We start from the raw sequence: 20,171 nt of genomic DNA, 5'->3' as shown, positions 1-20,171 counted from the left end.
CTGACCGTGAGGATCGCGCGTCGGGAAGTGGGGGCCGTTGCGGCGGGGCTGGTGCTGGTGGCCGCAGCCGTCGTCCTGCCCCGGTTGAACGTCGGGGTCAAGCCGCGCTCTGACATCGGGCTGGAGCGGTTCGGGTCGCGATCCGGCGCCGCGCCGATCTTCGGGTACTGGGACCTGCACGCCGGTTGGGGCACGGTGGCCGCGGTTGCCCTGGCCGTCGCGGTCGTGGGATGGGGATTCACCGTCGCGCAACGGCTTCCGTGGCGGGCGCTGACCGTCGGCACGTGGGGCACCGCCTGCGCATGGGCGTTTTCCCTGGCCATGATCGACGGGTGGCAGCGCGGCTTCGCCGGCCGGTTGACCACCCGCGACGAGTATCTGCACCAAGTCCCCGGCGTCACCGACATTGCGGCCACCCTGCGGTCGTTCGCCGGCCGGATCCTCGACTTCCAGCCCGACTCTTGGGTGACCCATGTGTCCGGGCACCCGCCCGGCGCGCTGTTGACGTTCGTGTGGCTGGACCGGTTGGGTCTGGGCGGCGGGGCGTGGGCCGGGCTGCTGTGCCTGCTGGTGGGTTCCAGCGCGGCCGCGGCGGTGGTCGTCGGGGTGCGGGCCCTGGCCGACGAGCAGTTGGCGCGGCGGGTGGCACCGTTCGTGGCGGTGGCGCCGACGGCGATCTGGGTCGCGGTGTCGGCGGACGGCTACTTCGCCGGAGTGGCGGCATGGGGCTTGGCGCTGCTGTCGCTGGCGGTGCACGGCCCGGTGCGCTACCCGGTTCTGGTGGCGGCCGCGGCCGGTCTGCTGCTCGGCTGGGGGGTGTTCGTCAACTACGGATTGCTGCTGATGGGTCTGCCGGCGTTGGCGGTGCTGGTGTCGGCGCCGGGCTGGCGAACCGCGCTGCGGGCGCTGGGGCCGGCGGTCCTCACCGCGCTGGCGGTGGCCGTCGCCTTCGCCGTCGCCGGGTTCTTCTGGTTCGACGGTTATCAGCTGGTGCAGCAACGGTATTGGCAGGGCGTCGCCAAGGACCGGCCGTTCCAATACTGGGGCTGGGCGAACCTGGCGTGCACGGTGTGTGCGGTGGGTTTGGGCAGCGTGGCCGGGATCAGCCGGTTGTTCGACCGGGACGCCATCCGCCGCCGATCGGGCTATTACCTGGTGCTGCTGGCGATGCTGGCCGCGATCGTGTGCGCCGACTTGAGCATGCTGAGCAAGGCTGAAACCGAACGCATCTGGTTGCCCTTCACCATCTGGTTGACGGCCGCCCCGGCACTGCTGCCGGCGCGCTGGCACCGTATGTCGTTGGCGGCCAACGCCACTGGGGCGGTGCTGATCAACAGCGTCATCTTCACGAATTGGTAGGCAGGATGGACGAATCGACACTGGCACGCCGGCTGGGCACCACCGACGCGGTGGTGATCGGGCTGGGTTCGATGATGGGCGCTGGAGTGTTCGCGGCCTTCGGGCCGGCAGCCCAGGCCGCCGGCGTCGGCCTGCTGATCGGGCTGGTTCTGGCCGCGGCGATCGCGTACTGCAACGCCACCGCGTCGGCCCGACTGGCCGCGCGCTATCCGATGTCCGGCGGCACCTACCTCTACGGGCGCGAACGGCTCGGACCGTGGTGGGGCTTCATCGCCGGGTGGGGTTTCGTCGTCGGTAAGACGGCTTCGTGCGCGGCGATGGCGTTGACCCTGGCGTCGTACGCCATCCCCGGACCGCAGTGGGCGCAGCGCGCCGTGGCGGTGGCGGCGGTGCTGGCGCTGACCGCGCTGAACTATCGCGGTGTCACCAAGACCGCGCTGCTGGCCCGAATCCTGGTGGTCTGCACGCTGATTGCGCTCGCCGTGGTGGTCGTCGGCATCGTGGTGGCCAGGCCCGGACCGTCGCATCTGACCGCGGGCTGGTCGCACGTCACCGGGTACGGGGTGTTGCAGTCGGCGGGGCTGTTGTTCTTCGCCTTCGCCGGTTACGCGCGCATCGCGACGATGGGCGAGGAAGTGCGGGACCCGGCTCGCACCATCCCGAGGGCGATCGGGATCGCGTTGGGCATCGCCGTGGTGGTTTACCTGGTGGTGGGCGTGGCGGTGCTGCTGGCCGCCGGACCCGCTCGGCTGGCCGGTGCGACCGCACCATTGGCCGAGGCGCTGCGCGCGGTGGACGGCTCGTCGCTACTGCCGGTGGTGGCCGTGGGTGGGGTGTTGGCCAGCCTGGGCGCGCTGCTGGCGTTGATCGCCGGGGTCGGACGCACCACGCTGGCGATGGCCCGTCATCGCGATCTGCCCGGCTGGCTGGCGGCGGTGCATCCGCGCTATCAGGTGCCGCACCACGCCGAGATCGCGCTGGCGGTCGTCGTCTGCGTGCTGGCGGCCACGATCGACCTGCGCGGGGTGATCGGCTTCTCCTCGTTCGGGGTGCTGATCTACTACGCGATCGCCAACGCCGCCGCCTACACCCTGCCCAGCGGCGGCTGGTTACGAATCCTCAGTGTGGCCGGACTGATCGGATGTCTGGTGTTGGTCGCAACACTGCCCTGGACCTCGGTAGCGGCCGGGTTGGCGGTGTTCGCCGTCGGGATGGTCGGGCGGTGGGTGCGTTTGATCACAGACCAGCGGCGCGGGTGACTCGCGCGAAACGGCTGTCCGGCGCGCACGCCGCCCGCACCAGCGCGACATCTTCGACGACGTCCACGTCGGCCAGTTCCTGCACGGCTGTCACACCGATTCCGTTGTCGCGCAGTGCTTTCCGCGTCAGCTCTCCGGTTTGCGGCACGGACATGGGAACACCGCGCAGGCATTCGGCCGCGGCCGGTGACCGCACGCCCAGCACCCACCACCCGCCGTCGGCGGCCATGCCGAGCACCGCCGGGCAGTGCAGCAACCGCTCCGCGCAGTCACCCAGCAGCTCGGCAGTCACCTGCGGGGTGTCCATGCCGATCTGCAGGACCGGCCGCCCGTCTTGGCCGGCGTCGGCGTGTGCGTTGGCCAGCCGGTCGGCGAAGTCGTGCCCGCGTTGGGCGATGACGCTGAACGCTTGCAGTCGCTGCCGGATGTCGGCGGCCCCGGCCGCGCTGTCCAGATCGCCGGTCAGGGCCACCACCCGGGCCGCGACCGGCGCGGCGGCCACCGCGTCGAGGGTGTCCAGCAACGCGGCCGCGGCGATTTCGGCGGCCACCCGGTCGCCGACCGCGGCCGCCAACCGCGTCTTGGCGCGCCCGGGCTGCGGCGCCTTGGCCACCACCAGCGCGGTGACCGGCAGCGTCACGAAATCACCTTCCAGAAGTCCAGAATCGCGATAACGCTGCCCCGCAGCGATCCGCTCACCTTGGATTTGCCGCCGGTGCGCGGGCCGTAGCTGACGTCCAGTTCGACCACCCGCCAACCCGCCGCGGCGGCGCGGACCAGCAATTCCAAGGGATAGCCCGACCGGCGGTCGGTGACGCCGAGGTCCAGCAGCGCTTGGCGGCGCGCGACCCGCATGGGCGCGATGTCGTGCACCGGCAAGCGGTGCCGAGTGCGCAAGCGCCAGCTCATCACCACGGTCCCGACCCTGGCCACCCACGGCCAGTGCAGTCCCGGCACGGGTCGGCGCCGCCCGGTCACCAGGTCGGCGCCCCGGTCGAGCGCGGCGACGAGCCGGGGTAGATCGGCCGGATCCATCGAGCCGTCGGCGTCGATGACCGCGACGACCGGTGTGTCCGCGGCGACCACGCCGGCGTGCACCGCCGCGCCGTAGCCCGGCCGCGGTTCGGCGACGACCTGGGCGCCGTGCCGGGCGGCCACCGCGGCGGTGTCATCGGTGCTGTTGTTGTCCACCACCAGCGCCCGGTAGCCGGGCGGGATCGCAGCCAGCACCGCCGGCAGCGACTCCTCCTCGTTGAGGCAGGGCAGCACCACTGTCACGGCATCGTCGGGCACGCCCACCGACTCTAGGGGCGCGCTCCGAAGCCCGGGAAGTGTCCGCCCCCGCCGCGACCGCCGCCGCTGCCCCCGCCGGACCCGCCACCGATGCCACCACCGGACCCGCCGCCAGAGGGAGGCTTGGGCGCCGGCTGCACCGGCTTGGGTGCCACGGTCTGCTGCTGGGTCGGCGCCTGAGTCGGGACCCGTTGCGTGGGCGCCTGGGTCGGCACCTGCGTCTGCTGGGTCGGCACCTGCGTCTGCTGGGTCGGGGCCTGCGTCGGCTTGGGCGCGGCGGTCGTCGGCGCCTCCGTGGTCGGGGCCACCGTGGTGGGCGGAACCGTCGTCGTCTTCGGCGTGACCGGTTGCGTGGTGACCGGCGTCGTCGGCGGCGTCGTCTCCGGCGTGCTCGGCTTCGTGGTCACCGGCGTGGTGGGCGGTGTCGTGGGCGGCGTGGTCGGGATCGTCGTCGTCGGCGTCGGCGCCGTCGGGTAGGTCGGGTACGGGCCGTAGGTCGGCATGCCCGGCTGCCAGCCCGGGTACGGGATGAAGATCGGCACCGGCAGCGGCGCCGGGACCGGCACCACGGGCGGGGCGACCGGCGCCGGTACGGGCGCCGGGGCGGCCGGGACCGGCGCGGCCGGAGCCCCACCACCGGTTCCCGGCACGACGCCCGGGCCGGGCAGCACGTTCTGGACCGGGATGGTGCCGCCCTGGAACCCGGCGTTGGGGGCATCGATCGGCGGCGGCGGGACCGGCGCCTGCTGTTGCGTCGGCAGCAGCGGCATGAATTTGCCCGGCTGGGCGTTCTGGTGGCCTTCCACCGGCTGCGACGCCGCGGTGGGCCGGACGGTGACCGCCACCGCGACCGCCAGCGAAGCGAACCCGACGACGGCGAACGCCACGACCGCGTTGCCGATCAGCAAGGAACGCCGGTTCAGCCGCTCGGGGCGATCCCCGGCGACCTCGTCGTCGGCGACGTCGTCGTATTCCTCGTACTCGTCGTAGCCGTCCATCGGCTCGACCGGCAGCAGTTCGTAGTCACCGGCCTGCGAGTAGGCCAGCTGCTCATCCTCCGAGCTGGGCGCGCCCTGCGCGGGCGGCAGGAAGGTGGTCGCATCCGGGCCGACCGCGGGCGCGGACATGGTCGCGTCCATGGGCACCGCCCCGGCGGCCATCGTCGCGTCGGCGGGCAGGGCGGCGGCGGCCATGGTGGCGTCCGCGGGCAGCGCCGGGTGGGCGGCGGTCGCGGCGGCCAGGGCCGCGCCGCGGGCCAGCGCGAAGGTGGGATCGTCGGGGATCTGGACCTGCATGGTCTGGTCGCCGCTGCTGAGCTGGTCGGCGAACATCTGGGTCTGCTCCGCCGACGAGCCGACCACCACGACCTGGTCCGGGGTGCTGCTCTGGTCGGGAATCGAGGCCATCAGGGTGTCGAACGTCGACGTGGCGTCGGCGCCGTGCGGCGCCGCGGCCATCATGGTCGGCGGGGCCTGGTCGTCGAAGGAGCTTTGCTGAGCACTCGGCATGGCCAGGCTCGCCGTCTGGTCGCCGAGCAGCAGCACCGCCGACCCGGCACCGGCCGTACGTAGCAGCGCCGTCGCCGCGTCGGACTCCGACAGCACCTCGACATCGGGCACCCCGGACGAGTCCAGCGCCTGACGCAACTGGTCGGCCTTGGCGTGGTCGGTCCAGATCAGCCGGGTCGCGACCAGCCGGTGATTCTCGTCGGCCAGCAACCGGTTGGTGCCCACCACCGTCTCGGTCAGGGCTCCGACCGGATTGTCGGCGAGGTCGACCGCCGACTCGTCGATCACCGGGTTACCGCGGGCCGCCGCGTCCACCATGGCCAGGCGCGCGACTTGGCCGGTGACTGCGACCCCCAAAACGACGTCCATTAGGCCTCTCCTTCGGCCGGCTACCCCGCAACCAGCAATGTCCCGGCATCATTACACTTCGATACCGTCGGCAATATTCGTCATTCGGGCGACAAAGGTTCCTCTATGAGCGCAGCGTAACCGGGATTCCCGACCCGCGGGGACGGTCATTGGTGAAGCTGATCGTCTTCATAGCCTGCTCACAGCCACTGCGGTGTCTTCCGAACGGAGAATATGTTCGCAACCGAACAACGCAGCGGACCCGGCAGGGGGTTCCCTCGCGGCAGTACCGAACCTGCCCGCCCAGCAACCGCCCTACAGACCCGGGGGACATTGTGAGCGTGAACAGCGACGACACACCGACCGGCCCCATCACCGGAGCACGGGCACGGCAAACACCGCCGGGTCCACCGGGCGCCGGGTCGGGTCACCTATCGTTTCCGGGTCAGCCCGCACCCGGTCACCTGACGCGCCGGCGTAACACGCTGCGTGACGTGGTCGCCGGTGTGCTGATCATCCTGGCGCTGCTCTTCCCGTGGAATCTCTATTTCGGTCTCGGTGTCCCCGACAGCAGCGGATTGATCTGGCTGGTGCTGGCGGTGGTGACGTTGCTGTCGCTGACATCGATCGTCGTGTCGCGCCGCATCAACCCTGTGACGGCCGGCCGGCTGCGCCTGGTGCTCAATGTGCCGTATTTGCTGCTGGTGCTGGCATTCGTCGTCTACGACGCCGTCGAAACCGTCCGGTTCGGCGGCACCGTGCATGTCGCGGGCGGGATCGGCCCGGGTGCCTGGTTGGGCGTCGCCGGTTCGCTACTGGCCGCCCAGCCGCTGCTCCTTGCGCCGACCGTCGACGACACCCAGCACCGCGGCTGGCTGCGCGCCGCCCGCATCATCGGCTACGCGTCGATGTTCGGCGCCTCGCTGAGTTCCGGGTTCAACCTGTGCTGGCGCATCCGGTATGCGTTGCGCGGCGCCGACGGTTCTACGTCGTTCGGCACGCAGAACATCGCGGTCATCATCACCGCGGTGGTCTATGGCGTGGTGGCGTTGGCGGCCGTACTGGTCGCCTCCCGGTGGATCCTGCAGGCCACCAGGCCGGCCCGGTTCGCGATGCTGGCGCTGGGCGCCTCGTCGCTGCTTGCCGGCATCCTGGTGTGGCTGCTGCCCATCGGCCGCGAACTCGACGCATTCCACGGGATCGCGCAGAACACCTCGACGGCGGGGGTGGGCTACGAAGGCTATCTGGCGTGGGCGGCAGCCGCGGCGTTGTTCGTCCCGGTCACCTTGTTCAGCCTGGAGGGGCTGCGGGCCGACCGCGAGGTGTGGCGCGAGGCTATCCGGAAAGGCTTGCTGCTCATCGGTGTCTGGGCGGTGGGCTCGGTGCTGATGCGGCTGACCGACCTGGTGGTCGCGGTGCTGCTGAACTACCCGTTGTCCCGCTACGACACGATGACCATGGCCGCGTTCGACCTGACCACCGCGGTGTTGGCGTTCTGGCTGCGGATCAACCTGGGCAACCGGGCGCTGCGGCCGCGGCTGGTGGCGGCGTTGAGCGGGTTCCTGTTCGCGCTCACCGTGTGCCGCCTGATCGTGGAAGATGTGTTGGCGCCGCGGTTCGAAACCGCCCCGGGCGCGACACCCAACCCGGTTTACGGCAACAACCTGGCTCAGCAGATCACCAGCGTCTTCGACGTGACGCTGTGCTTTTTGGCGCTGGCCATCGTGGCTGGGGTCATCGTCGCCGCCCGCATCCGTCCGCTGCGGCGGCGGCTGCGTCGTCGGCGCCCGGCGCCGCGGCCGGCGGGCACCGGCCCCGGTCAGCGCCGGCCCGGCGGTCCCCCGCCGCCCTCGGAGGCCAGGACGACGCAGTTCGGGGCCGCCGGCGACGGCGACGACGCGCCCACCACGGTGCTCTCCGGCGGCGCGGGCCGCTCCCCGCGGATCTTCCGGTCCACCGAATCCGCGCAGCAGGCGCCGCCCAAGATTTTCCGCCCGCCGGGCGGTTCGTCCTAGCGCTCAGCGCAGCGGGGCGAAAGCGAACTCGCGCAGCCCGTCTCGGGGTTCGATGGCCGCTAGGAAGCCCAACAGGTCGGCGGCCCGCGCGGGATCGGCGACGATGTGGCGCACGTCGCCGCTGCGGTACTGGCCGGTGACGACGGGCGTCAGGGCGCCGTCCGGGCCGCTGCGCGCCTCGCACAGCGCGGCGGCGACCTCCAGGATCGAGATGGGCCGGCCGCTGCAGACGTTGGCCGCGGTGAAGCCGCCGCGATCGGTGGCGGCCGCGGCCAGGTTCGCCGCGGCGACGTCGTCGACGTGGACGAAGTCGCGCATCTGGCCGCCGTCTTCGAAGACCCGCGGCGGCTCCCCTTTTTCCAGCGACGACCGGAAGATGGCGGCCACCCCGGAGTACGGGGTGTCGCGCGGCATCCCCGGTCCGTAGACGTTGTGGTAGCGCAGCGCCACCACAGAGCCGCCGGTGGATTCCGCCCACGCCAGCGCGTAGTGCTCCTGCGCCGTCTTGCTGGCCGCGTACAGGCTGCGGGGCCGCAGCGCGGCGTCCTCGTCGACCAGTTGCCACTGCAACTCCTCGCCGCCCAGCGGGCAGCGGTTCTCGAAGATGCCGGCGTCCAAATCGGTCCGCCGGCGCGGCAACGGGTCGACGTCGCCGTGCTGCGGGCACCGGTAGCGGCCCTGCCCGTACACCACCATCGACGAGGCCAGCACCAGCCGGGTGACGCCGGCGGCGTACATCTGCGCCAGCAACACCGTGGTCGCCAAATCGTTGTGGCCGCCGTACTCGGGCGCGTCGGCGGCGTCGACGCCGGCGCCCACCATCGCGGCCTGATGGCACACCAGGTCCACCCCGGCCAGCAGCGGCGCCAGCGCGTCGGCGTCGCGGACGTCCACCCGGTGGCACCCGTCGGGCAGCACCGCGTCGGGGCCGTGCGCGGCGGGCAGCAGCACGTCCGCACCGATCACCTCGTGCCCAGCCGCGCGCAGCGCAGCATCCACCCGCGACCCGATGAAACCGGCCGCGCCGGTCAGCAGCACCCTCATGGCAACTCGAACGGTAACGCGACCCCGGCGTGGTGCTGGCAGTGTGTGCAGGTGCGTTCGGCGGCGACGCGGTCGATCCCCGCGCGCACCAGATCCTTCAGTCGTTGCACATTCTCCCCGAACCCGGCGAACACGTCGGCGGCTTTGACGCCCTCCCCCACGGCCACCCCGGCGTCCACATCGGTCACCAAAGCGATTGCGGCGTAACACAATTCGAGTTCCCGGGCCAGCACCGCCTCCGGGTAACCGGTCATGTTGACCAGGGTGCAGCCCGCCGCAGCGAACCACCGGCTCTCCGCGCGGGTGGAAAACCGCGGGCCTTGGATAACCACCATGGTGCCGCCGTCGACCACGTCGGGCAGGCCGGTGACCGTCGCGCGCAACGTCGGACAGTACGGGTCGGCGAAGCTGGCGTGCACGCCGCCGGTGTCGAAGTAGGTGTCGGCGCGCCCGCGAGTGCGGTCGACGAGCTGGTCGGGCACCACGATGGCGCCCGGGCCCAGCTCGGGGTCCAGGCTGCCCACCGCGCACGGCGCGAACACCCGGCGCACCCCGAGCGCGCGCAGTGCCCACATGTTGGCCCGGTACGGCACGGTGTGCGCCGAATGCTCGTGCTTGGCTCCGTGCCGGGGCAGGAACGCGACGTCGTGGTCGCCGACGACGCCGATGGTGATGGGGGCGCTGGGCGGACCGTAGGGCGTGACCGGGACGACGGTGCGCACGTCAGCGTCGAGGAACGTGTAGAAGCCGCTGCCGCCGATCACTCCGAGCATCAGCTCATTGTGGTGCATGAGGCAGGATGCCTAAGTGGCCAGTTTCGCGCAGTGGATCGCCGGGGCCCGTCCTCGCACCTTGCCCAATGCGGTGGCGCCGGTGGTCGCAGGCACCGGCGCGGCGGCCTGGTTGCACGGGGCGGTCTGGTGGAAGGCGCTGCTGGCGCTGGCGGTGGCGCTGGCCCTGATCGTCGGGGTCAATTACGCCAACGACTACTCCGACGGCATCCGCGGCACCGACGACGACCGGGCCGGCCCGATGCGGCTGGTGGGGTCGAAACTGGCGGCCCCGCGCGCGGTGTTGATCGCGGCGATCGGGTGTCTGGTGGTCGCCGGGGTGGCGGGGCTGGCGCTGGCGTTGGTCAGTTCGCCGTGGCTGATCGCGATCGGCGTGGCCTGCATCGCCGGGGCCTGGCTCTACACCGGCGGGTCGAAACCCTACGGCTACTTGGGCTTCGGGGAGCTGGCGGTGTTCGTGTTCTTCGGCCTGGTCGCGGTGTTGGGCACGCAGTACACCCAGGCGATGCGCGTCGACTGGGTGGGTGTGGTGCTGGCGGTGGCGACCGGCGCGTTGTCGTCGTCGGTGCTGGTCGCCAACAATCTGCGCGACATCCCCACCGACTCCCGGGCGAACAAGATCACACTGGCGGTGCGGCTGGGCGACGCCCGCACCCGGGTGCTCTACCAACTGCTGCTGTCCACCGCGGGCATTGCCACGGTGGTGCTTATGGCTGCCACACCGTGGTGCGCGGTGGGTCTGGTCGCCACGCCGTTGGCGCTGCGCGCCGCCGGGCCGGTGCGTTCGGGCCGGGGTGGGGCGCAGTTGATTCCGGTGCTGCGGGACACCGGGCTGGCCATGGTGGTGTGGGCCGTCGCGGTGGCGGCGGCACTGGCTGTGACGGCGGCGTGAGCGTGCGCCCACGGCTTCGACTGCGCGTGGCGGGCGGGCCGCAGCGGCGTGTCGTCGCCCAGGACGCACCCCCGACCAGGACACGACACAACAGAGGATGGGTATGACCGAAATCGCCTCGACCAGTGGCGCCAGCAGCGTCGGACTGCTCAGTGTGGGGGCCTACCGGCCCGAGCGGGTGGTGACCAACGACGAGATATGCCAGCACATCGACTCCTCCGACGAATGGATCTACAGCCGCACCGGCATCAAGACCCGACGGTTCGCCGCGCAGGACGAGTCGGCGGCGTCCATGGCGATCGAAGCCAGCCGCCAGGCCATGGCCACGGCTGAACTCGACGGCTGCGACATCGACGGCGTCATCGTCGCGACCAGCACCCACTTCCTGCAGACCCCGGCCTGCGCGCCGATGGTCGCGGCGGCGTTGGGCACTCAGGGCGTCCCCGCGTTCGACATCTCGGCGGGTTGCGCCGGCTTCGGCTACGGACTGGGCCTGGCCGCGGACATGATCAGCGGCGGAAGCGCCCGCACGATGCTGGTGATCGGCTCGGAGAAGCTGTCCCCCACGATGGACATGACCGATCGCAGCAACTGCTTCATCTTCGCCGACGGCGCTGCCGCGGTCGTGCTGGGCGAGACGCCGACTCGCGGCATCGGGCCGACGGTGTGGGGCAGCGACGGCGAGCAGGCTTCGGCCATCCGCCAAGACATCGACTGGATCACCCACGCGCAGAACCCGACCGGGCCGCGCCCGTTCGTCCGGCTGGAGGGCACAGCGGTGTTCCGCTGGGCGGCCTTCGAAATGGTCAAGGTCGGTCAACAGGCGTTGGACGCCGCGGGGGTCAAACCCAACGAGATCGACGTCTTCGTGCCGCATCAGGCCAACACGCGCATCAACGAGCTGCTCGCCAAGAATCTCGAGTTACGCCCGGATGCCGTGATCGCCAACGACATCGAGCACACCGGCAACACCTCCGCGGCATCCATCCCGCTGGCCATGTCCCAGCTGTTGGCCACCGGCGCGGCCCGACCCGGGGACCTGGCTTTGCTGTTGGGGTACGGCGCCGGCCTGAGCTACGCCGCGCAGGTCGTGCGGATGCCGCAGGGCTGACGGTCAGAGCTGCTCCGGCGTTGCCTCGTCGGAAGGCTCCGCGCCGGGCTCGCCGCGCAATCGCGCGCGCAGCTGGTCGCGTTCCCGGCGCCGCCGTTCGCCGGCGACCGCCAGCGCGGCGGTAGCGCGCCGGCGCAGCGGGCCGAACGCCCACATGCCCAAGGGCATCGCGATGATCAGACCGAACAGCGCGGCCACCACGATCGGGAACTCCGCGAGCCCCAACAGCCGCGCCACCCCGTAGATGGCGGCGGTGAGCACCACGAACAGCAGCAGCCGAGCCACCGCGTACACCGCCACGTCCACGGCGCCGCGGTGCTGAGCCGCCTTCTCGCTAGGCGCTTCTGACATGGCCTGAACCTGACGCGCGGGTATATTCGCAACAAGGAGGTGTTGAGTGGTTTACCTGCTCGTTGTCCTGGTGTTGGGGACGCTGATCTACATTGGCTGGCGCGCGACGCGGTCGCAGCAAAGCCGCCCGAAGACTCGCGTCATCGGACCCGACGACGACCCGGAGTTCCTGTGGCGGTTGGGACACGGGGACAACAACCCCCGCTAAACGAAGTTCGGACTGAGCTGCCGCTGGTCGGCGGGAAACCCATCGGCCACGACGGCGGCCAACTCGATGAGCGCTTCGCGCGTCGACCTCTTCAGCCGGTCCAGATCGATCTCGGCGCCTTCTTCCAGATGCGCGTCGAAGGGCACCAAGCGCACCGCGCGGCAGCGCCGGGCGAAGTGCTCGACCACCTTCTGCATGTCCACCTTGCCGGTGCGCGACCGGACGGCGTTGATCACCGCGATGGAATTGCGCACGAAGTCCTCGTGGCCGTGTGCCTCCAGCCAGTCCAGGGTCGCCGAGGCGCTGCGGGCGCCGTCGATGGATCCCGAGGCGACCACGATCAGCGCGTCCGACTTGGCCAGGATCGCCGACATCGCCGAATGCAGTAGCCCGGTGCCGCAGTCGGTGAGGACCAGACCGTAGTAGCGTTCCAGGATTTCCAGGGTGCGGGTGTAGTCGTCGGCGCTGAATTCCTCCGACGCGGTGGGATCGGTCTCCGACGCCAACACTTCCAGCCCACTGGGTGCTTGTGAGGTGTATCCCCGCACGTCGCTGTAGCGCTCGATGCGCTGGGCGTCGCGCAGCAGGTGGCGCACCGTGGCCGAGGTCTGCAGCGGGATCTTCTGGCTCAGGGTGCCGCGGTCGGGGTTGGCGTCCACCGCGACCACCCGGTCACCGCGCACCGAGGCGAAGGTGGCGCCGAGGGTGGCGGTGATCGTGGTCTTGCCGACGCCGCCCTTGAGCGAGAGCACGGCCACCCGATAGCAGCCGCGCAGCGGCCGGTTCACCTGCGCGACCAGGTTGTTGTAGCGGGTGGCCCGCGGGCCCTCCCCCACATTGATCAGCTGACCGGACAACACGTAGAGCAGCCGACGCCAGCCCTCCGATGGCGGCGGCTTGACCGGTCGCAACAGCATGGTGGTGGACAGTTCCGGATACGGCGACTGCGGAACCAGTTCCGGACGGTACTGCGGTTCGACCGGCCGTTCGGCCCGGGTCACCGGCTCGGTGTAGTAGGCGCCGTAGGCGGTCGGGTCGACCCGCGGCGCGCTGGTCACCGGGCCGGTAGCCGGCCCCGGGTCCCACTGCGGCGCGGGCGGTGCCTCGGCGGTGGGCGCCGTTGGGGCCGCGGCGGTGTCCGGTCCCGGGTGGCGTCGTTCAGTGCGGAATCCGGCGAACGCCCGGGTCGCGGTATCGCCGGAGTCGGCGGGGGCCGGCGGCTGGCTGGGCAGCTGCATGGTCGGCTGATCTGTGCCGGCGTTTCCCTCGTAGTTCGTAGGCGTTCCTGACGTCGGATGCTCTGACACCTGCCCGCTTCCCCCTTGTAATGGCCCTTGTTGGTACTCGACTCGTCGGATTGGCGACGATCAGCCGACGCCCGCATACGAGTGCAGGCCGACGGTCACCAGGTTAACGAAGAACAGATTGAACACCATGGCCACGAACCCGACGACGTTGATCCAGGCCGCTTTTCGGTCCCGCCAGCCCGCCGTCGAGCGGGCATGCAGGTACGCCGCGTAGACCACCCAGGCGATGAACGAGACGGTCTCTTTGGGGTCCCACCCCCAGTACCGGCCCCAGGCCTCCTCGGCCCAGATGGCGCCGAAGATCACTCCGAAGCCAAATACCGGAAACGCGAAAATCGTGGTGCGGTAGGCGATTCGGTCCAGCGTCTGGGCGTCGGGGAACCGCTGCACCATCCGCGCCAGCCGCCCGTCGGCACCGGCCTCGCCGAACCGGGAGGTGCGCAGCAGGAACAGGATGCTGGCGATCCCGGCCACCAGGAACACTCCGGAGCCCAGGCTGACCACCGACACGTGAATGGGCAACCAGTAAGACTGCAGCGCCGGCATCACCGGGGCAGCGTTGGCGTAGAGCCAGCGTCCGGACACCGTCAGCAAGATCAGCACCGGCACCAGCAGGAAGACCCACAGCGGCCGGTACTGCGGGCGGCGCAACACGACGGCCCCGGCGATCAGCCCGGACAGGCAGGTCAGGTTGATGAACTCGTACATGTTGCCCCACGGCACCCGCAGGGTGGCCAGACCGCGCAGCACGATGCAGGTCAGCAGCAACGCGATGCCGAGGTAGGCCACGGCCAGACCGGCCCGCCCGACGCGTTCGTCGAACGGGCGCCGGGGCGCGTCCACGACGATGCCCGGGGTGGCGCCGTCGCTGGCCACCGGCCCGGCCGGCACCAGTTCGCGGTCTTCGACCCGGCGGCCACGGACGTAGGCCAGCTCGAAGGCCAGTAGCAGCAGCGCGACCACCAAGGCGACGACGGCCGAGGTGAACGCCCAGTCGGAGTACCTGGCCAGACCGATATTGATGTTGGGGGTGTTCATGTGACGTCCACCTGCGATGTGGTTGTTGACTTTTTCGACGTTGACGTTGTCGACGTGGGGACGGCCGGATCGGCCAGCCCGGCCAGCAGCCGCTCGGTCAGCCGCTCGAACTCGTCACCCCACCCGGAGTTGTCGGTGCGCGCCAAGCCGCCGAGTTCGACGCTTACCGTACCCGGCGCCTCGGACACCGGGGCCAGGCGAACCCACACCCGGCGCCGGCGCACCAGCAGCGAGACCAGCAGGCCGGCCATCATGGTGATCGCGAAGACCAGCACCCAGGTTTGCCCCGGGTCATGCGATACCTGCAGGTTGACGAAGGGAACCGCGCCGTCGAAGCGGACCACGGTGCCCGCCGCCGGGCCCTGGTCGATGCGGACCTGATCACCCACCCGCAGGTTGACCCGCTTCTCCTTGGTCAGCCGGCCCTGCTCGATCAGCTTGGGATCCAGGTTGAACAGGGACTGCGGCCGTCCGGTGTCCAGCCCGGTGTCGCCGCGGTAGATGTCGACGGCCACCGCCGGCGCGTTCAGCGCTGGGAAACGCGACGACAGCAGGGTGCCGTCGAGTTGCTCGGTCGGGGCCAGCAGACCCTGGATCGCGATCTGGTGTTTGCGGCGCTCGTCGGCGCTGGGGTAGCTGCCGGCGGGCGGGTCGATGCGCGCCACCCCCGACGACAGCAGGGTCTGCGGGTTGTCCGGGCGCCACTGCACGGTGGACGTGCGAGTCTGGCCGTTGGGGAAGGTGACGGTGAAGGTCGGGGCGTAGCCGTGACCCTGCAGGTACACCCGATCGCCGCCGATGCGCAGCGGGTGGTTGACCTCCAGCCGGTAGGGGCGCCAGGTGTTGGCCGTCAGGTCGGTCCCGGACTGGTAGTCGATGTCGGCGGCGAACGAAGTGGCCTGCCCGCTGGGCAGATAGTGCGCCTGAAAGTTGTTAACCCGCACACAGATCGGGTGCAGGGAGGTGCCGTCGACGGTGTTGCCGGCGCGGAAGGAGTCGAATGCGGCCGGCGATGCCGAGCAGAACCCGGGTCCGCCGTCGGCGATGACGATGACGTTGCCCTCGTAGCCGAACAGTTTGCCGACGGCGACCGCGACCAGCAGGCCGAGCAGGGAGAAATGGAAGACGATGTTGCCGAATTCGCGCAAGTAGCCCTTTTCGGCGGAGATCTCGGCGGTGTGGTCGTGCTGGGCGATGTTGGTGCGCCAGCCGCGTAGCCGTCCGGCGATGGTGTTCGCCAGGTCGTTGACTTTGTCGGGTTCGGCGGCCAGTTGGGTCTCGGCGTGTTTGGGCAGCCGCGACAGGTTGCGCGGCGCGGGCACGGGTGTGGCGCGCAGGCTGCGGGCATGTTCGATCATGCGCGGCGTCAGGCAGCCCACCAGCGAGACGAACAGCAGCACGTAGATGGCGGTGAACCAGAAGCTGGAGAACACGTCGAAGGCCTGCACCCGGTCCAGCCAGGGGCCGAGCAGCGGGTGCGTCTTGAGGTATTCGTCGACCTTGCCGGCGTTGAGGCTGCGCTGCGGCAGCAGTGCCCCGGGGATGGCGCCGAGCGCGAGCAGGAACAGCAGCACCAGCGCCGTCCCCATCGAGGTCAACGACCGCCAGGTGTTGCGCACCCTCTGCGCGAGCAGACGCAAAATCGCACGGTTGGGCGCCGTTTCGTGCGATTTTGCGTCTGCTCGCGCGGGGTGGGGGGCGGTCAAATCGGTAGCCTCACGTCGGTGACGAACGCGTCGCGTAGCCAGGAGACGAAGTCGTTCCACACGCCGGTGACCAGCGCCGCGCCCACGGCGATCAACAGCACACCGCCGAACACCTGGATGGCGCGGGTGTGCCGGCGCAGCCAGCCCAGCCCGGCCACCGCGCCCGCCGAACCGAACGCCAGCAGGACGAACGGGATCCCCAACCCCAGGCAATAGGCGATTACCAGTGCGATCCCCCGCGCCACGCTGGCGCCGTCGGTGGCCGAGGCGACGGTGATCACCCCGGTCAGGGTCGGCCCCAGGCAGGGCGTCCAGCCCAGCGCGAACACCGCGCCGAGCAGCGGCGCCCCCGCGATCGTGGTGAACTGCCGCGGACTGAACCGGGCTTGGCGCTGCAGCGCCGGGATGAGGCCGACGAACACCAACCCCATGACGATGGTCAGCACCCCGCCGACCCGCTGCAGAACCAGCTGGTTGGTGATCAACGCCGTGGTCATGCCGAGCACCACCACAGTGCCCAACACGAACACCGTGGTGAACCCGGCCACGAACAGCGCCGCCGATCCCGCCACCCGCCACCGCGCGGCCGGCGGCGCCTTGACCGCGCCTTCGGCGTCTTCCTCGGCAACACCGACCACGGCCGCCAGGTAGGACACGTAGCCCGGCACCAGCGGCACCACACACGGCGAGGCGAACGACACCAACCCGGCCAGCATGCACACTCCGAGCGCCACCAGCAGCGGCCCGGCGGCGGCGAGGTGGGCGAACCCGCTCATTGCGGCCCCGGCGCAGGTTGGCCTGCCGGGTTTTTCTCGGCGGCCACCCGCGCCACCACTGGCTGCAGGTCCTCGGCCAGCAACTCGCGCAGGAACACCGCCGCGACCCGGTGCTGGCGGTCCAGCACCAGCGTGGAGGGAATGACCGTGGTCGGGTACTTGCCGCCGAACGCGATCAACGTGCGCATCGCCGGGTCGTAGATCGACGGGTAGGTGACGTGTCGGTCGGCGACGAAGTCCAACGGCGCCTGCCGGTTGTTGTCCCGGACGTCGATGCCCAGGAAGGACACGCCGGTAGTGCGGGTGGCGTCGTAGACCCGCTGCAGTTGGCTGACCTCGGCCCGGCATGGCCCGCACCACTGGCCCCACACGTTGACGACGACGACCTGGCCGGCGAAGTCGTCCAGCGACACCGTGCGCGACGGGTCGGCGAGGTCGGGCCCGGACAACGGGCCGGGGCGGCCGCGACTGGCCGGCGGGTCGTAGAAGATGTCGGTCTTTCCGCCTGGCGACACGAATTCGAAGGTGCCGCCCTGCGCGACGGCATCCCGCCCGGAACAGCCGGTCAGCAGTGCCGCCACCACCGCTCCGGCGATCACCAGCCCCCGCATCCTCAAATGCCCGCCGCCGGTTCGGAATACGCGATGTCGACCAACCGGTCCCCGTCATAGGTCAGCGTGGTCACCGACGCCAGGCCGCACTCGCGGCGGCGCGGGTCGTGCCACAGCCGTCTGCCGCTCAGATACAGCCGCAGCGTCCACACCGGCAATTGATGGCTGACGCACACCACCTCATGGCCCGCGCCGCGGACGCGCGCCTTGGCCACCGCGGTGGCCATCCGGTCGGCGATTTGGGTGTACGGCTCGCCCCACGACGGGGTGAACGGGTTGCGCAGTTGCCACCACACCCGCGGGTCGCGCCAGGCGCCGTCACCCGGGCTGACCCGCCGGCCTTCGAAGAAGTTCGCCGACTCGATCAAATCCGGGTCGGTGTCGACGGGCAGATCGTGTTTGGCGGCGATCGGCGCGGCGGTCTCCTGCGCCCGCTGCAACGGCGAGGCGATGACGGCGACGACGTCGCGGTTGGCCAGGAAGTCGGCGACCGCGGCGGCCTGCGCCCGGCCCCGCTCGGACAGGTGGAACCCGGGCAGCCGGCCGTAGAGGACCCCGGTGGGGTTGTGCACCTCGCCGTGGCGCATCACGTGAACCCTGGTCTGCTCGGCCATCACGACGGGTCCTTCCGGGCGTCGGCGGCGGCCCGCGCGGCCGCGGGTAGCGCCGCGGCGATCCGCTCGAACGCCGCATCGTCCAGCGCCGCGGAGACGAACCATGCTTCGAAGGCACTGCACGGCGGATAGACGCCGGCGTCCAGCAAGGCGTGGAAGAACGCCGGGTACCGCCAGGTGTCGCTGGCCCGCGCCGACGCGAAATCGGTCACCGGCGCGTCGGTGAAGAACACGCTGAGCATGTTGCCGCCGCGCGGAATCTGGTGCGCCACATCGGCGTCGGTCAGCGACTCGGCCAGCAGCGCGGCCAGCCGGTCGGCGTTGGCGTCCAGGGCGGCGTAGACGGCGTCGTTGGCGGCGCGCAGGGTGGCCAGTCCGGCGGCCATCGCGACGGGATTGCCCGACAGCGTCCCGGCTTGATAGACCGGCCCCAGCGGCGCCAGGCGCTCCATGACGTCGGCGCGCCCGCCGAACGCCGCGGCGGGCAGCCCCCCGCTCATCACCTTGCCGAAGGTGAACAGGTCCGCCGCGACGGGATCGATGCCATACCAACCGCTTCGGGTCACCCGGAACCCGGTCATCACCTCGTCGATGATCAGCAGCGCGCCGTGCGCGGCGGTGATGTCACGCAGCGCCGCGTTGTAACCGGGCGCGGGCGGGACCACGCCCATGTTGCCGGGGCTGGCTTCGGTGATCACCGCGGCGATGTCCGCGCCGAACTCGGCGAAGGTTTCCCGCACGGCATCGATGTCGTTGTAGGGCAACACGATCGTGTCGGCGGCGGCCGCGCCGGTGACCCCGGGGGTCGACGGCAGTCCCAGGGTGGCCACCCCGGAGCCCGCGTCGGCCAGCAACGCGTCGACATGGCCGTGGTAACAGCCGGAGAACTTGATGATCTTGGACCGGCCGGTGAACCCGCGGGCCAGTCGCACGGCGCTCATGGTCGCCTCGGTGCCGGAGTTGACGAACCGGATCCGCTCCACCGGCGTGACCCGCCCGATGATTTCGGCGGCCAGCTGACTTTCGGTCGGAGTCGGCGCCCCGAACGACAGGCCGTGGGCGGCGGCCGCGGCGACGGCGTCCACGACGGCCGGGTGCGCGTGCCCGAGGATCATCGGACCCCAGGAGCTGACCAGGTCCACGTATCGGTTGCCGTCGGCGTCGGTGAGCCAGCACCCATGGGCTTCGGTGATGAAGCGGGGGGTGCCGCCGACAGCTGTGAAGGCGCGCACCGGAGAGTTCACCCCGCCGGGAATCAAGGTGCAGGCGTCCCGGAACAGCTGGGCCGACGCCGCGACCGAGGTCGCGGCGTGAGTCGCCTGGTCAGTACCCATGACAACCAGTGTTCCAGCAGCGGCGAACCAGCTCGACTACAGGGTGTAGTTGTTCGCCGCGGGCTGACACCGCGGCGCTCAGCGCGGCGCCGCGCTGAGCGCGAACACCGGGTGGTCCGCCGGGTCGGGCAGTTTGCGGAAGTATCCCTCGACGACTTTTCCAGCCTTGCGGCGATAGGCGGCCAGGACCGGCGGGCGCTGGTCGGCCGGGATCTCGCGGGCCAGGTACTTCGTGGCGCCGGATTTGTCAGTCACGGTGATCTTAGAGTTCGCTCGGACGTTTTTGACCCATTGCGATTCTCCGCGCGTCGACACCAGGTACTTGGTGCCCCCGACGTCGACGGTGACGACGGGAATCTGCTGCGGTTGCCCGGTGCTGCGGGTGGTCACGGTCAACGTTTCGCTGTTGCTGATCCCGGTGGCCATCGCTATCCGGTTGAAGATCTTCACGGTGAACCACGGCGGCTTGAGGTAGGCCATGGAACAAGAGTTTGATTGCTGCATGGAAATGCCTCAAGGGCTGGCCCGATTCAACCGGCGCGTGACCAACCCGGTGCAGCGGCTGTGGGCCGGGTGGCTCCCGCCGTTCGGCATCGTCGAGCATGT

The 20,171-nt window shown here is 70.7% G+C and carries 20 protein-coding genes and 1 pseudogene; 7 read left to right on the top strand and 14 right to left on the bottom strand.

Features of this window, described 5'->3' with window-relative positions; translation table 11 throughout:
- The first annotated feature begins 6 nt into the window (after positions 1-6).
- Together A9W95_RS10100 and A9W95_RS10095 are read left to right on the top strand one after the other, a co-directional pair.
- Positions 7-1,359 carry a hypothetical protein gene (locus A9W95_RS10100; RefSeq protein WP_067411590.1) on the top strand — a complete coding sequence of 451 codons (1,353 nt, stop codon included), beginning with the start codon at positions 7-9 and terminating at the stop codon, positions 1,357-1,359.
- A gap of 5 nt (positions 1,360-1,364) precedes the next feature.
- Positions 1,365-2,618 (top strand): APC family permease, encoded by a 1,254-nt coding sequence (locus tag A9W95_RS10095; RefSeq protein WP_067411587.1) that lies wholly within the window; start codon positions 1,365-1,367, stop codon positions 2,616-2,618.
- On the opposite strand, the gene A9W95_RS10090 is transcribed toward A9W95_RS10095, so the two are convergent.
- From A9W95_RS10090 to A9W95_RS10080, 3 genes are read right to left on the bottom strand one after another with little or no spacing between them, the layout of a single operon-like run.
- The gene (locus A9W95_RS10090) at positions 2,596-3,258 is read right to left on the bottom strand and encodes a DUF2064 domain-containing protein (protein ID WP_067411585.1); all 663 of its coding nucleotides are present in this window, start codon (positions 3,256-3,258) and stop codon (positions 2,596-2,598) included. The genes A9W95_RS10095 and A9W95_RS10090 overlap by 23 nt on opposite strands.
- Positions 3,255-3,911, bottom strand: a complete 657-nt coding sequence (locus tag A9W95_RS10085; protein WP_067411622.1) for a glycosyltransferase — start codon at positions 3,909-3,911, stop codon at positions 3,255-3,257. The genes A9W95_RS10090 and A9W95_RS10085 overlap by 4 nt, the downstream gene beginning before the upstream one ends.
- An 11-nt stretch (positions 3,912-3,922) precedes the next feature.
- A complete protein-coding gene (locus A9W95_RS10080; protein ID WP_067411582.1) occupies positions 3,923-5,788 on the bottom strand; it encodes a hypothetical protein in 1,866 nt (621 codons plus the stop codon).
- A gap of 443 nt (positions 5,789-6,231) precedes the next feature.
- Here A9W95_RS10080 and A9W95_RS10075 point away from each other — a divergent pair, with 443 nt between their 5' ends.
- Positions 6,232-7,782, top strand: coding sequence for a hypothetical protein (locus A9W95_RS10075; protein ID WP_253851617.1), 1,551 nt, complete (start codon positions 6,232-6,234; stop codon positions 7,780-7,782).
- A gap of 3 nt (positions 7,783-7,785) precedes the next feature.
- Here A9W95_RS10075 and A9W95_RS10070 read toward each other — a convergent pair whose 3' ends face one another.
- Positions 7,786-8,826: an NAD(P)-dependent oxidoreductase gene (locus A9W95_RS10070; protein ID WP_067411576.1), complete on the bottom strand. Its 1,041-nt coding sequence runs from the start codon at positions 8,824-8,826 to the stop codon at positions 7,786-7,788.
- Positions 8,823-9,602, bottom strand: a complete 780-nt coding sequence (locus tag A9W95_RS10065) for an S-methyl-5'-thioadenosine phosphorylase (RefSeq protein WP_216638151.1) — start codon at positions 9,600-9,602, stop codon at positions 8,823-8,825. The genes A9W95_RS10070 and A9W95_RS10065 overlap by 4 nt, the downstream gene beginning before the upstream one ends.
- Positions 9,603-9,633: 31 nt before the next feature.
- Between A9W95_RS10065 and A9W95_RS10060 the strand changes: the two genes are divergently transcribed.
- Positions 9,634-10,509 carry a 1,4-dihydroxy-2-naphthoate polyprenyltransferase gene (locus A9W95_RS10060; RefSeq protein ID WP_067411570.1) on the top strand — a complete coding sequence of 292 codons (876 nt, stop codon included), beginning with the start codon at positions 9,634-9,636 and terminating at the stop codon, positions 10,507-10,509.
- A 103-nt stretch (positions 10,510-10,612) separates the two neighbouring features.
- Entirely contained in the window at positions 10,613-11,620 is a 1,008-nt protein-coding gene (locus A9W95_RS10055; protein WP_067411567.1) for a beta-ketoacyl-ACP synthase III, read from the top strand.
- A 3-nt stretch (positions 11,621-11,623) separates the two neighbouring features.
- Here A9W95_RS10055 and A9W95_RS10050 read toward each other — a convergent pair whose 3' ends face one another.
- Positions 11,624-11,971 carry a DUF4229 domain-containing protein gene (locus tag A9W95_RS10050; RefSeq protein WP_067411564.1) on the bottom strand — a complete coding sequence of 116 codons (348 nt, stop codon included), beginning with the start codon at positions 11,969-11,971 and terminating at the stop codon, positions 11,624-11,626.
- A 46-nt stretch (positions 11,972-12,017) separates the two neighbouring features.
- On the opposite strand from A9W95_RS10050, the gene A9W95_RS26815 reads away from it, so the two are divergent.
- A complete protein-coding gene (locus tag A9W95_RS26815; RefSeq protein ID WP_156746114.1) occupies positions 12,018-12,179 on the top strand; it encodes a hypothetical protein in 162 nt (53 codons plus the stop codon).
- Here the strand turns inward: A9W95_RS26815 and A9W95_RS10045 are convergent.
- From A9W95_RS10045 to A9W95_RS10010, 8 genes are all read right to left on the bottom strand, one after another.
- The gene (locus tag A9W95_RS10045) at positions 12,176-13,486 is read right to left on the bottom strand and encodes an AAA family ATPase (RefSeq protein WP_371328050.1); all 1,311 of its coding nucleotides are present in this window, start codon (positions 13,484-13,486) and stop codon (positions 12,176-12,178) included. The two genes, A9W95_RS26815 and A9W95_RS10045, sit on opposite strands and share 4 nt — an antisense overlap.
- Positions 13,487-13,546: 60 nt before the next feature.
- Complete coding sequence (ccsB, locus tag A9W95_RS10040) at positions 13,547-14,524, bottom strand: c-type cytochrome biogenesis protein CcsB (protein WP_067411558.1); 978 nt, start codon at positions 14,522-14,524, stop codon at positions 13,547-13,549.
- Entirely contained in the window at positions 14,521-16,113 is a 1,593-nt protein-coding gene (locus A9W95_RS10035) for a cytochrome c biogenesis protein ResB (protein WP_067411620.1), read from the bottom strand. The genes ccsB and A9W95_RS10035 overlap by 4 nt, the downstream gene beginning before the upstream one ends.
- A gap of 113 nt (positions 16,114-16,226) precedes the next feature.
- Positions 16,227-17,006, bottom strand: coding sequence for a cytochrome c biogenesis CcdA family protein (locus A9W95_RS10030; protein ID WP_067411556.1), 780 nt, complete (start codon positions 17,004-17,006; stop codon positions 16,227-16,229).
- Positions 17,003-17,617, bottom strand: a complete 615-nt coding sequence (locus A9W95_RS10025) for a TlpA disulfide reductase family protein (protein ID WP_067411553.1) — start codon at positions 17,615-17,617, stop codon at positions 17,003-17,005. The genes A9W95_RS10030 and A9W95_RS10025 overlap by 4 nt, the downstream gene beginning before the upstream one ends.
- 2 nt (positions 17,618-17,619) lie before the next feature.
- Positions 17,620-18,231: a histidine phosphatase family protein gene (locus A9W95_RS10020; protein WP_067411550.1), complete on the bottom strand. Its 612-nt coding sequence runs from the start codon at positions 18,229-18,231 to the stop codon at positions 17,620-17,622.
- Complete coding sequence (gene hemL / locus A9W95_RS10015; protein WP_067411547.1) at positions 18,231-19,565, bottom strand: glutamate-1-semialdehyde 2,1-aminomutase; 1,335 nt, start codon at positions 19,563-19,565, stop codon at positions 18,231-18,233. The genes A9W95_RS10020 and hemL overlap by 1 nt, the downstream gene beginning before the upstream one ends.
- A 78-nt stretch (positions 19,566-19,643) precedes the next feature.
- Positions 19,644-20,045, bottom strand: coding sequence for a nitroreductase family deazaflavin-dependent oxidoreductase (locus tag A9W95_RS10010; RefSeq protein WP_067411544.1), 402 nt, complete (start codon positions 20,043-20,045; stop codon positions 19,644-19,646).
- 22 nt (positions 20,046-20,067) lie between these two features.
- Between A9W95_RS10010 and A9W95_RS10005 the strand changes: the two are divergent.
- A pseudogene (locus A9W95_RS10005) lies at positions 20,068-20,171 on the top strand (nitroreductase family deazaflavin-dependent oxidoreductase); the annotation flags it as partial.

The organism is Mycobacterium sp. 1423905.2 (genome assembly GCF_001673155.1).
In the GTDB taxonomy this organism is placed as follows: domain Bacteria; phylum Actinomycetota; class Actinomycetes; order Mycobacteriales; family Mycobacteriaceae; genus Mycobacterium.
Note: the sequence above shows the minus strand (reverse complement) of the source record. Positions and strands in the feature narration are given on the sequence as shown.

Excerpts from the sequence above, each read along its gene's own strand:
- ccsB (WP_067411558.1), bottom strand. The coding sequence starts at position 14,524 with ATGAACACCCCCAACATCAATATCGGTCTGGCCAGGTACTCCGACTGG.
- hemL (WP_067411547.1), bottom strand. The coding sequence starts at position 19,565 with ATGGGTACTGACCAGGCGACTCACGCCGCGACCTCGGTCGCGGCGTCG.
- A9W95_RS10080 (WP_067411582.1), bottom strand. The coding sequence starts at position 5,788 with ATGGACGTCGTTTTGGGGGTCGCAGTCACCGGCCAAGTCGCGCGCCTG.
- A9W95_RS10055 (WP_067411567.1), top strand. The coding sequence starts at position 10,613 with ATGACCGAAATCGCCTCGACCAGTGGCGCCAGCAGCGTCGGACTGCTC.
- A9W95_RS10035 (WP_067411620.1), bottom strand. The coding sequence starts at position 16,113 with ATGGGGACGGCGCTGGTGCTGCTGTTCCTGCTCGCGCTCGGCGCCATC.
- A9W95_RS10095 (WP_067411587.1), top strand. The coding sequence starts at position 1,365 with ATGGACGAATCGACACTGGCACGCCGGCTGGGCACCACCGACGCGGTG.
- A9W95_RS10020 (WP_067411550.1), bottom strand. The coding sequence starts at position 18,231 with ATGGCCGAGCAGACCAGGGTTCACGTGATGCGCCACGGCGAGGTGCAC.
- A9W95_RS10070 (WP_067411576.1), bottom strand. The coding sequence starts at position 8,826 with ATGAGGGTGCTGCTGACCGGCGCGGCCGGTTTCATCGGGTCGCGGGTG.
- A9W95_RS10025 (WP_067411553.1), bottom strand. The coding sequence starts at position 17,617 with ATGCGGGGGCTGGTGATCGCCGGAGCGGTGGTGGCGGCACTGCTGACC.
- A9W95_RS10010 (WP_067411544.1), bottom strand. The coding sequence starts at position 20,045 with ATGGCCTACCTCAAGCCGCCGTGGTTCACCGTGAAGATCTTCAACCGG.
- A9W95_RS10030 (WP_067411556.1), bottom strand. The coding sequence starts at position 17,006 with ATGAGCGGGTTCGCCCACCTCGCCGCCGCCGGGCCGCTGCTGGTGGCG.
- A9W95_RS10050 (WP_067411564.1), bottom strand. The coding sequence starts at position 11,971 with ATGTCAGAAGCGCCTAGCGAGAAGGCGGCTCAGCACCGCGGCGCCGTG.